Origin of the sequence: Bradyrhizobium sp. HKCCYLRH3099 (assembly GCF_051167855.1) — a bacterium.
GTDB lineage: Bacteria > Pseudomonadota > Alphaproteobacteria > Rhizobiales > Xanthobacteraceae > Bradyrhizobium.
Window position 1 is genome coordinate 182,106 of record NZ_JBNPTW010000003.1, and the last position, 11,361, is coordinate 193,466.

9 protein-coding genes are annotated in these 11,361 nt (G+C 66.2%); 4 read left to right on the forward strand and 5 right to left on the reverse strand.

Annotated elements, in window-relative coordinates:
* Positions 1-3: 3 nt before the first annotated feature.
* From ACQR1Y_RS09160 to ACQR1Y_RS09170, 3 genes are read left to right on the forward strand one after another with little or no spacing between them, the layout of a single operon-like run.
* The gene (locus ACQR1Y_RS09160) at positions 4-492 is read left to right on the forward strand and encodes a chemotaxis protein CheW (RefSeq protein ID WP_434858160.1); all 489 of its coding nucleotides are present in this window, start codon (positions 4-6) and stop codon (positions 490-492) included.
* Entirely contained in the window at positions 473-1,354 is an 882-nt protein-coding gene (locus tag ACQR1Y_RS09165; RefSeq protein WP_434876339.1) for a CheR family methyltransferase, read from the forward strand. Before ACQR1Y_RS09160 ends, ACQR1Y_RS09165 begins: the two co-directional genes overlap by 20 nt.
* Positions 1,355-1,367: 13 nt before the next feature.
* Positions 1,368-2,462, forward strand: coding sequence for a protein-glutamate methylesterase/protein-glutamine glutaminase (locus ACQR1Y_RS09170; protein ID WP_434876230.1), 1,095 nt, complete (start codon positions 1,368-1,370; stop codon positions 2,460-2,462).
* 27 nt (positions 2,463-2,489) lie between these two features.
* On the opposite strand, the gene ACQR1Y_RS09175 is transcribed toward ACQR1Y_RS09170, so the two are convergent.
* Genes ACQR1Y_RS09175 through ACQR1Y_RS09185 form a run of 3 tightly spaced genes read right to left on the reverse strand, consistent with a single transcriptional unit; the run spans position 2,490 to position 6,729 of the window.
* The gene (locus tag ACQR1Y_RS09175; RefSeq protein ID WP_434876229.1) at positions 2,490-2,729 is read right to left on the reverse strand and encodes a hypothetical protein; all 240 of its coding nucleotides are present in this window, start codon (positions 2,727-2,729) and stop codon (positions 2,490-2,492) included.
* Positions 2,722-6,012, reverse strand: a complete 3,291-nt coding sequence (locus tag ACQR1Y_RS09180; RefSeq protein WP_434876228.1) for a hypothetical protein — start codon at positions 6,010-6,012, stop codon at positions 2,722-2,724. The genes ACQR1Y_RS09175 and ACQR1Y_RS09180 overlap by 8 nt, the downstream gene beginning before the upstream one ends.
* 36 nt (positions 6,013-6,048) lie before the next feature.
* Positions 6,049-6,729, reverse strand: coding sequence for a hypothetical protein (locus ACQR1Y_RS09185; protein WP_434876227.1), 681 nt, complete (start codon positions 6,727-6,729; stop codon positions 6,049-6,051).
* 308 nt (positions 6,730-7,037) lie between these two features.
* Between ACQR1Y_RS09185 and ACQR1Y_RS09190 the strand changes: the two genes are divergently transcribed.
* On the forward strand, positions 7,038-7,934 hold the full coding sequence (locus tag ACQR1Y_RS09190; RefSeq protein WP_434858165.1) for an outer membrane protein: 897 nt from the start codon (positions 7,038-7,040) through the stop codon (positions 7,932-7,934).
* A 64-nt stretch (positions 7,935-7,998) separates the two neighbouring features.
* Here ACQR1Y_RS09190 and ACQR1Y_RS09195 read toward each other — a convergent pair whose 3' ends face one another.
* Positions 7,999-11,151, reverse strand: coding sequence for a tetratricopeptide repeat protein (locus tag ACQR1Y_RS09195; protein ID WP_434876226.1), 3,153 nt, complete (start codon positions 11,149-11,151; stop codon positions 7,999-8,001).
* Positions 11,151-11,330 carry a hypothetical protein gene (locus ACQR1Y_RS09200; RefSeq protein WP_434876225.1) on the reverse strand — a complete coding sequence of 60 codons (180 nt, stop codon included), beginning with the start codon at positions 11,328-11,330 and terminating at the stop codon, positions 11,151-11,153. The genes ACQR1Y_RS09195 and ACQR1Y_RS09200 overlap by 1 nt, the downstream gene beginning before the upstream one ends.
* Between the last annotated feature and the right edge of the window lie 31 nt (positions 11,331-11,361).

An 11,361-nucleotide genomic window follows, 5' to 3' on the forward strand; every position in this document is an offset into this window, starting at 1 on the left:
AGCATGGCCGACACGTCTCAATATCTCACGCTTGGTCTTGCCGGCGAAACGTTCGGCATCAGCATCCGCAACGTCCGCGAGATCCTCGACATGAGGCCGATCTCGCGGCTGCCGCATGCGCCGCATTTCCTGCTCGGCATGATCGACGTACGCGGCAGCGGCTATCCGATCGTCGACCTCCGGCTCAAGCTCGACCTGCCGAGCGTCGCGGCGACCGAAGCGACGCGGATCATCATCCTCGACGTGCCGGTCGGCAATCGGCTGGTCGGCGTCGGCTTCGTCGCCGATTGCGTGTTCGAGGTCACCGATATCGACGAATCCACCGTCGAGCCGGTCCCCGAGGTCGGCGGCCGCTGGACGTCCGACTACATCTCCGGCATCGGGCGCAAGGGAGACAAGTTCGTCGTGCTGTTCGACCTCGCCAAGCTGATGGCCCATACCGGCCTGCCGGCCGCAGCCAACCCCGGTGGTCATGCCCCAGCCGCAGCTTAACCCTGCCTGGGCGAGCGCCTTTGTCGGCGGAACGCTCTCGGAGCCGCATTTTCGCGCGCTCGCGCAACTGATCGAAGCCCAGGTTGGGATCAAGATTGCACAGGGCAAGCGCTTCATGCTGGAAGGCCGGCTGCTCAAGCGCGTGCGCGCGCTCGGCCTGTCGGACATCAGCGAATATGTCGATGCGCTGTTCGACGGGGACCAGTTCGAGGACGAGCTGATCCACCTGATCGACGTCGTCACCACCAACAAGACCGACTTTTTCCGCGAGCCTGCGCATTTCGATTTCATGCGCCAGATTGCGGTGCCCGAGCTGATCAAGCAGCGCGGCGGCGCCGATCGCGTGCACAAGCTGAAGGTGTGGAGTGCCGCGGCCTCGATGGGGATGGAAGCCTATACGATGGCGATCGTGCTGGACGACATGGTCCGCAGCGGCGCCAAGATCGACTTCCGGATCCTCGGCACCGACATCTCCAATCCGGTGCTGCGCATGGCGCAGAAGGCGATCTACGACATCGAGGCACTGAAGCCCGTGCCGGAGCCGATGGCCAAGCGCTACTTCCTGCGCTCGCGCGAGCCGGCGCGCGCCGAGTGCCGCGTGGTCCCTGAGCTGCGCAGCCGCGTCAGTTTCCAGCGCATGAACCTGATGTCGCCGACCTATCCGGTCGATCGCGACGTCGACATCATCTTCTGCCGCAACGTGCTCATCTATTTCGACAAGCCGACCCAGCGCAAGGTCGTCACCCAGCTGTGCTCGCATCTGCGGCCGGGCGGCTATCTGATGGTCGGTCATTCCGAATCGATGGTTCACAATGTCGTCCCTGGTCTCACGCAGGTCCGACCGACGATCTTCAGGGTCTAGGAGGGGCAAACGCATGATCAGTCAGAAGGTGCGTGTTCTGATCGTCGACGATTCCGCGTCGGTCCGGCAGGTCATGACGACGATCCTCAGTGAGGATCCCGACATCGAGGTCATGGGAGCGGCGGCCGATCCGTTCGCCGCGGCCCGCCGGCTCGAGAAGGAATTGCCCGACGTCATCGTGCTCGACATCGAGATGCCGAAGATGGATGGCCTGACCTTCCTGCGCAAGATCATGGCGCAGCGGCCGATCCCCGTCGTGATCTGCTCGGCTGCAACGGAGAAGGGATCGCAGCTTGCCTTCGAGGCGCTCGAGGCGGGCGCGGTCGACATCGTGCCCAAGCCGCGCGTCGATACGCGCCAATCGCTGGTGGAGGCGTCGGGGCGGCTGCGCGATGCGGTGAAGTCCGCGGCGCGCGCCCGCGTCAAGCAGCGCACCGCGCGCCCCCTGGTCGTCGAGAAGAAGCTGACCGCCGATGCGATGCTGCCGCCGCCGGTGGAGACCCGCGCGCGGCCGAAGACCGAGCGCATCGTCTGCATCGGCGCCTCGACGGGCGGCACCGAGGCGCTCGCCGAGGTGCTCATGGCTCTGCCTGCCGACAGTCCTGGCATCCTGGTGGTGCAACACATGCCGCCCGGCTTCACCCTGGCGTTTGCGCGCCGGCTCGACGGGCTCTGCGCCATCAATGTCAAGGAGGCCGAGGACGGCGAGACCGTGCAGGCCGGCTGCGCCTATATCGCGCCCGGCGCCCGCCACATGCTGCTGCAGCGATCAGGTTTACGCTATCACATCGCGATCAAGGACGGGCCGCCGGTCTCGCGCCACCGTCCTTCGGTCGACGTGCTGTTCCGCTCCGCCGCGCAATATGCCGGCCGCAACGCGCTCGGGGTGATCATGACCGGCATGGGCGACGATGGTGCCCGGGGCCTTCTGGAGATGCGTAAGCTCGGCGCCGCCACGCGCGCGCAGAACGAGGAAAGCTGCGTCGTGTTCGGCATGCCGAAGGAAGCGATCGCCTTGGGCGCCGCCGAGAAGGTCGTGGCGCTCGATCAGATCCCGCGTGAGATCGTGCTGTGGCACCAGGCGGCGCACACGGCCGCGGCGGAGTAGTGCGGCGCCAGCGTCCGTCGATCCGGCTCAGCGCCGTTTCTTAACCGGTCCCCGCGGGGTCGGCTTGGACCGCTCGGGATCGGTGAAGCCGCGCGAGAACTTATCATAGAGATCGTCCAAGGACCGCACACCGAACGCGATGTCGGGCCGCTCGCTGTCCGCGCGCGAGGACGAGCTCTTCGAGGTGATGCGAAAACTCGGCAACTCCGAGAGAGACGACGGGACGGAGCTCTCGCGCACCGTCGGCTTCTTCGTGCTGTCAGACATCGAGGCTCGCCTCTTCGAATATGGTGGCTTCCAGCGCCTTGCGCCGGATCAACCAGCCCAGCACGTCATCATACGCCTCCAGCTCACCTTCCGGAAGGGCCAGCAATGGCCGGCTGTCGGGCGACGGATCGAGCTTTGGCGGCTCCGATGCGATGCTGGTGCTCTCGTTCTGGAACACCAGGAGGTGGCCCTCCTTCCGCTCGGGAGATTGCATGATGATGAGCGCCCAATCCTCCTGCTCCGGCCCGTCGAGCAGGCTTGCCGCCTCGGCGAGCAGGCGGCGCCCGAAGCCGAGCGCCGCCAACGCGGCGAGGAACAACCAGCGTGGTGCATAACCGTCATCCGGCGACGAGAAGCCCAATACGCAGATCCTGCTCCACTGAGCCAGACTCATGTTGGCGAGGTTGCGCTGAAACAGGTTGCCGGGAGACTCCTCTGCCGCGGCGCAGACGATATCGGCATAGCTCGGCGGCTCGACCAGCGATGACGCCGAGATCAGATGCTTGAAGACCCGGTCCCGCCAGACGCTCCAGAGTTGCGGGCGGCGATAGGCTTCGATGGCCGGTGTGCTGTTTGTCAGACCCTGGCTGAGTGTCTTCAGGTTTGCCGACCAATCCTTCACCGACTGGACGTCATCTGTCAGTGCTGGGCCCTGCGGGTCCGCCGGGCGGCCGGTGATCGCATCGAGCATGATGACGAACGTGTCCGACTGCTGAAAGAACGCCTGGAGATCGACATAGCGCGCAACGGCCTTGAGAGCGACGCGGAGCGGCATCAGCTCGGGGCTTCCGGACGGGCGCGCGTCGGCTGACACCTGGCAGGCCAGGCGGAACAGCGCCGCGAGCTTGATGCCGTTCTGTCGGGCAAAGCCGATGACGGCTCCGATCAGCGGAAGATCCTTCGCCATTCCGTCATAGGGCCGGTCGAATTTGCTGGCATCGTCGAGCCGCCGCTTGGCCCGATCGAGTTCGGCTACGTCGACCGTCGCTGGGAGAATCTGCAGCGTGATCAGATCCTGGATGTCCATTCCGTGCGTGCCCAGCGCCGCGGTGAGCGCACTGAGGAATTCCAGTGGATCGTCGATCTGCTTCTTGATCGCCGTCGGCAGTCCTGCAGCGGCGAGCGCACTCCGCAGCTTGTCGCGGACGACGACCTCTTCGCCATACATGTCGTAGATGAACTTGTACTCGCGCGTGTCTCCGATGCGCTCGATCAGGTTCGGCTGCGGGATGATCGCGGCCATGTCCGAGCGGCCATCCTTCGACAGCTCATCCTTCAGCTCGACGCAGTCGCAAACCAGTTCGGCAAAGGCTGCGACGCTGCGATCGATCAGGTCGAGGTCGAGGGGGCCGACGCCGCTGCGAAGCAGGCGCTGCTCGGCGGTTTCGCCTTCGCGTGCCGCCGGAGCTCCGCTCCGTTCGAGCAGGCAATCGACGATCGCGGCCCGGTCGAGCTTGACTTTCGCCTGCTTCTTTTCCCAGGCGCGTGACAACAGGTAGAGGGCGTCGATCGCCAATTGCATGAAGCGCGGCTCCGCCTCGATCCGCTGCCGGATGCCGTCGCGCTTGAGGATCAGTCCGATGGCCAACTGGATGCTGGCCGCGAACGTGTATTCGAGCCGCTTCAGATCCGCAGGCGTCCGCCGCAGCCGTCCGTCGACGTCGCACTGCTCCGCCAGCTCGCGCAGAACCTCGGCCATGTTCAGCTTGGACCGGTGCAGCACGAACAGCCCGAAGATCGCGCGTGCCGCTTCGTCCGGCAGATCCTGCTGCGACGCCGGCACCCAGATGGTGATGGCGCGCAGGAATTCCACGAAACGGTCGGGATGCGGAAGAATGAACAGGAAATGGCTGAAATAGGTGTGCTCGACCGGAAACGCCTCGCGCTCGACCTTGTCCATCAGCGCGTCATAATACTTGCGGTCGGTCAGGAAGCAGAAGCATCCGAAATCGGTCGTCAAATGCTTCAGATTCTTGATCAGGGTCGAAATCGAGGTTGCCGCATCGTCCAGCTTGTCGAGCTCGTCGAGCATGAAGACCGGTGCCAGGCCGGCTTCGCGGACGCGCTCGATCACGACAGGAAGGTCGCGTTCGAGCGATTGCTTGTCGCGATTGCGGACGAAAGTGTAGTCGATCGACCGCTCGGACTTGGCGGTGCGCTTGCTCGTCCAATTCAGCGTCAGCGTGCCGAGCAGCCATGCGCCGAGACCGAGCACGATCGCCGCCGGCGCACCCAGGGTGTCCACGCTCAGCGCGCCGACGCCGGCGCCGACCGCGAGGCCCGCGACCTTGTTGATCGCGTCCTTGAAGACAGCCTCGTTCTTGACGTCGAAGCTGCGCTCGCGCGACTGGCTTTCCTTGTCGGTCTGCGTCGATTTGACCGTGCCAGAGCACACCTCGAAGGCCTGCGCCGCGGTGGCCAGTGCGACGATCTCGCGGATGCCGCGGTCGTTGAGCCCGGCCTTGGCCAGCGCGGCTCCGACGTCGTAAGGCCACAACACGCCGGCATCGACCCGGCCCAGCCGGCGATAGAAGGCGCGGAGCGTGCCCGGGCGGGGAACGTTGTCGAGCTCGAGCGTAAACTGACCGGCGAGCTCCAGATAGTCGGCGACCTGCGCGCGGGGCGTGCCGGCCTGCTCGGCCTGATAGATCTCGTCTCTCGCATGGTTGGTGAAGGACCGCCCGAACTCCGCGGCGAGTGCGCGATAGAGCGCGACCGTGATCTGTTCGAGCGCCGTCACCGTCAGGTCGGGCGCGGCCGGCGCAGGCTGTTCAGGTGCGGCGGGCTCACCGCCGCCCTCCGCCATCTGCGCTCCGCCGGTCGTGATCTCGATCGTGACCTCGGGCTTGGTCTTTGTCTTGCTCTTGGCGCCGGGCTTGGTCTCGGAATTATTCGGCGCGGTGGACTTGTCTGCAGCAGGCGCCGGCCTGGTCGCTGCCGGAAGAAGGCTCGGGCCGTGGAGCTTCACCAACAGCGGCCGCTGCTGATTGAGCATGCGTCCCCGATCGCTGCCCTTGGCGCTGGCCGTCTTGACTGCCTTGTCGATGATCGAACGGTTGAGGTCATCGACCACCTGGCGGACCAGCGAGGTCTTGCCGGCGCCGCGATGGCCTGCGACCAGGAACGAGCGCCCAGGTACTTCGCCCTTCACGTAGCGGGTCAGCTCCCGCATCAGCGTGTCATAGGCGTTCGAGGTGATGAAATGCGCGCGCGCGGGAAACGGCCATTCGCCAAACCATTCGACGGCGCCCTGGTCTTCACGTTCGTTGAGGATGAATGTCACGGGCGCCGCGCCTGGCTCACGTTGTTGATCCCGAACTCACGGCTTCGGCGTTGCCGTGGACTGCGGAGCCGTAGCCGGAGCCGGCTGCGCCGCGACGGCGTTGGTTGTCGTTGGCTTGGTCGCGGTATCGCTGCCGCTCGCGACCTTGGTCTCGGTGGTGGTGCCTTGCGGGCGCGAGATCTGGACGGACACGATCGCGCAGCAGGCAAACAGGAAGGCCGACACGATCAGGCTGGTCGCCGAGGACAGACGCCATCCACCCAGCGCGCTGCCGAGGCCGCCCCAACTGGTCTCGAATTCGATCGCCTCGCCCTGCCGGAACAATGACAGGGCGTTGGCGGCGGCGACCAGGGCCACGCTGCCGAGCATGACGACGAGCACCGCCTGAACGAAGGACAGCTGGCCGGTGCGCGCGGCCGCCGTGGCCATGGTGGCGGTGGCAAAGATCGCGACCGGAAGCCACGCGTTCTGCGCGTCGCCGTTCGGTGTCTGCCGCGACATCAGGATGGCGACGAAGCCGCCGATGCCGCCCACCGACAGCAGGACGAGGACCAGGGCCTGCGCTTCAGCCAGCCACGCGCGCTCACTGAGCAGAGCACAGGCGGCGAACCCCAGCACCATGCCGAACACCGTGGCGGCGATCACCCAGCGGGTGATCAGCCAGGAATCGACCTGCTTGGAGTCGGCTTCAGCAGCCGTGCGGTTTGCGTCCGACATCGAGCCCCCACCAGCGAGCGCCGAGCCTGACGCCGCGCGTCAGCGCTGTCCGGCTTGCAACGGAAGGTAGCGTAGCCGGAATCCGGCCGCCATGGCTATCGTTCCCTGCCTGTTGTTGAGGCGACGGGACCTGGCCCGGCGTGCCGCCGACGGCCTCCGTCATTTGGATGAGGCAAACGAGAAACACTCGGTCTGAAAAATGCCGCGATGCGGCCAGGGTTGAGCTCTCTGTCGTACCGGATCGCGTGGCCGGACCGTAAGATCGGTTCATCATTGGAATGACCCGTCGGACGATCATGCAAAGCCGCTTGCTCTCGGGACTCATCATCGGACTTGCTCTCGCAGTCGCTGCCCCGGCCTTCGCGGCGGACCTGCCGGTCTCCGTCCAGAAGCGAAGAGCGGAGCCGCAGCAGCAGTCGCGGCAGACGAACTCGAAGAGCAAATGGTCCGGCGGGCAGCTCGGCGGCTCCAACGGTGTCAGCTCGGTCAACAACAATTTCGTCGATCCCGGCGCCTATGTTTGCCCGACCGCCTATCCATTCGGCGTGAGCTGTTTCGAGACCCCGTTCTCATTCAACCGTCATCCGCTGAGCTACACGGTCGGACCCTTCTTGGGATACCGCTGGCAGTTCGGAGATACCGTTATCGGCGTCGAGGCCGACTGGTCGTGGAAGCGGGCCGAGAGCTCGGCGTTGCAGGTGCTGCCGACGGTCTGTTTCGACGCCGCCTGTCTCACCAGCCGGTCCGACACCAAGTTCGGGTCGGTCCGGCAGAACTGGGATGCCTCGCTCCGCTTGCGCTACGGCCTGCTGGTAACCCCGGACACGCTGGTCTACGGCACCGCCGGCCTCGCTGTCGGCAACATCTCCGGCTCATTCACCTATGTCGGTGCGCTCACCCAGACGACGATCATCCCCTCGTTCCCGCCCGTCATCACGCCCGGCAGCACGGCAACGGCGTCAGCGAGCTGGTCGGACACGCGGGTCGGCGGCACCGCCGGTGTCGGCGTCGAGACCGCGCTGTGGGACAATTGGAAGGCGCGTATTGAATATCGCTACACCGATTTCGGCAGCTACACCAAGACGGTCGCGGTCAACACCGTCTGCGTCGCGCCGACCGGCTGCAGCGCCCCGTCGAGCAGCGCGACGATCAATCTGCGCGAGTCCTTCCACACCATCCGCGTCGGCATCGGCTTCGACTTCTGACCGCCGCGCCACTGTAAACGTCCGGCATGTCGCATCACGCCGCGCGCGCCACCAGTGCGGGCGCCTATTGCCGGGCGCCTTCTCCGATCAGCGAGAACGGACCCCAGATCGCCGGATGGGCATTGGTTCGTGACGTCCGGTCATCGAGATAAGCGAGCATCGCGCGCCGCAGGGCCTCGGCGCGGCCGAGCGTCGGATCGGCTTTGAGCGCGGCAAAGGTCATCGTGTTCAGCCGCGTCGCCGCCTCGGAATCCACGGGCCAGTGCGAGACCAGCAGCGCGCGCGCTCCCGCGAAGAAGAAGGCGCGGGCCAGACCTGACAGCGCCTGCGCGCCGGGCTTGTCGCCGGCGGCCGTGTTGCAGGCCGACAGCACCACCCAGTCGGCATCGAGTTTGAGCTGCGCCGCCTCGCTCGCCGTCAGCAGGCCATTGTCCTCCTCGGTCGGCTGGGCCGGCAGGCTGAGCAGCAGCGCGGGTTCGGCCAGTCCCTTGATGTCGCCGGCGACGAGGCCGTGGGTGGCGAAATAGACGATGCGAAAATCCGACAGCGGCGCATGCTTGACGGTGGTGACGCTCGCGTCGCGGCGGAGATGAATGTCCGACAGCGCCGCGCCGAGATCGCGCGCCACCGCCTTGAGCTCGTCCGCGGTATCGGGAAGACGCGGCGCGGATGCGAGCGCGGAGCGATCGAGACCCGCGCCCCGCCAATATTCGGTGTAGGCGCGCGCCATTCCCCTGGCGCGCCCGAGATCCCTGCTTTGGCCCGTCGCCTGCTCGTCACTGAAGACGGGGTCGCCGAATCCGATCATCGGCTTCTGGTTCGAGTCCCGGCGGACGAAGGAGCGGAGCGTCTGCAAGCTCCCGACCGACGGCAGCACCGTGATCGCCTGGCGCTTGATCAGCCACGCGGCATCGCGATACGGCGTCGTATCCGGCCCGGGCGTCTTGCTGATGGGCGGCGCCGCCGCCTTGGGTGGCGATTCCGTCACCAGCAGGTGAAACGGCAGCGCGGTCAGCGCGCCCGACGAGACCACCAGCAGATTGCGCTTGGTCCTTACGAGACCGTCGACCGGACCGATCAGCTGGGCGAACATCCGGGAGGCGAGATCGAGGTCGAACGGCTGAGGGTTGTCGATGTCCAGGCCCTTGCGGAATTTGACGATCTCGGCGGCAAGGTCGGCGCCGCCCGTCGGCAGCGTGCGCCAGTCGAAAGCCTCCGCCGTCAGCGCGAAGACGTAGCTCTCCTTGTCGCCGGTCAGAAACAGCAGCAGCGCCTCGTCCGGTCCAAGCAGCTTCTGCGCGCCCTCGACCGCCAGCGGCCTGGGGGCCGACAGCTTCGCATAGTCGGGAAACTGCTGTTGAAGCTGCGCGGCATTGGCGGCCAGCTTGCTTTCGGTGTCGGCAATGCTCTTGCGGATGTCGTCGACGCGCGCCGTCGTCGACGCGCCATCGAGGGTCGACAGCGCCGAGACCAGCGCCCTGTTGCGATCGCGCAGATAGGCCGAGAGATCCTGGTTGGTGCGCACCAGCGCGGCGAGCGCATCATTGCCGGCGGCGAAGCGCGGCCCGAGCTGTTGCAGCGCCGTGCCCGCCGATGACTGGATGCCCCATTGCGCCACCTCGAACGCCTCGCGGCCGCCCGCCTGGCTGGAACTTGCGTCCGCGCGGGCCGCAGCCGCCAATGCGGCCACGTGAGTCACGAAGATGTCGCTGCGCTGCTCGATCAGTCCGCCCGATCCGTCGGCCGGCGGCAGGCCTGGCGACATGTCCTCATCCGCATGCGCCAGAATCCGAGCTGTCGCCTTGCGGGAATAGGCAACCGCCTCGGCTGGCCTGTCCCGCGACAGGCTCAAGGATGCGAGATCGTTGAAGCCGCGCGCCACCTCCGGATGGTTCACGCCGCGCCATTTTTCGTTGATCGCGAGCGCCCGCTTGTACGCCTGCTCCGCGTCGTCATGGCGGCCCTGGTGCTCGAACAGGTGGCCCTGGCTGATCAGCACCGTCGCAAGGAAGCGGTGATCGGGGCCCACCGTCTTGGTCAGGATGGCGAGTGCGCGCTTGAACTGCGCATCCGCTTCGGCATAGCGGCGCAGCCCGTCATAGGCCACGCCGAGCTTGCGCAGCACTTTCGCGGTGTCGGGATGCTCCGCCCCGAGCGTCGTCTCGGCGATCGCCAGCGCGCGCCGGGCGAAGGTCTCGACATCGCCATAGCGCTCCTGGGACTCATAGATCGCGGCGAGATTGTTGAGCACGGTGGCCACGCCGACACTGTTGGCGCCGAACGCCGCCTCGCGGATGACGAGCGCGCGCTTGTAGAGCGCCTCGGCCTCGTCGAACCTGTCCTCGTCCGCATAGACGCTGGCGAGATTGAGCAGCGAGGTGGCAAGCCGCGGATGGTTCGGGCCGAGGGCTTTTTCCCAGATCCCGATGGCCCGGCGGTAGAGGCTTTCTGCCTCCGCATAGCGGCCGATGCGCTCGTCGACATGCGCGAGATTGTTGAGACTGGCGGCGACGTCGGGATGATCAGGGCCGAGCGCCTGCTCGCGGATCGCCAGCGCACGCCTGGTGGCCTTCTCCACCTCCGCAAAGCGGCTCTGGTCCTCATACAGCCGGGTGAGATTGTTGAGAACGAGGGCGACCTGGAGGCTGTTGGGTCCGTTGTTCTTCTCGGCAAGCTCGAGCGCGCGCTGGTACTGCGCCTCCGCCTCCGCATGGCGCGCCTGGCTGGTGTAGACGTCTCCGAGATTGCCGATCAGCCTGACCGCTGCGGGGTCGTTGGGGCCGAGCGACTTGGTCGCGATGTCCAGGGCGCGCTTGTAGAGCGTTTCGGCCTCGCCACTGTTGCCCTGCAGGAGTTGGACGGTGGCGAGGTTGGCCAGCGCCTGCGAGATGCGCGGGTCGGACGGCGGGATGTTCTTTTGCAGGGCATCGAGGACGCGGCCGAACATGCCGGCTGCCGTCGTGTAGTGACCGAGCTCCTGATGCGCACGGGCGAGGTCGTTGAGCGCGACGACATAGGCGATGTTGTTGGTGCCGGCACGTCTGGCCGCGGCCTCGGTCGACTGCGCCTGCGCGAGCGCGCCGGAATAGTTGCCGGCCGCATAGAGTTCCGAGAAGCGCTTCTGCGCCGCTTCGATATCGAGCTTCTGTGCCGCCGCCGGCACCAGCGCGGCCGCCACGAGAAGCCCGATCAGTCCATTCCACCAGCTCGACCGCATCAACACGCATCCACCGACGAGGAGCAGCCGACATCGGCCTTCCGCTCCACTGACATTACCCAAATTTTGAAGCAGATCGCTGCCGAATGCACGCGCTTCTCTCGGCGGCGAAAGCCTCCCATGCCGAGGAGGATCAGCGTGTCATCCGAACGGATGACGCCCGTGCCGATGATCGGCATGCCAATCTTTCTTCCGCTCCATCTTCGCGCC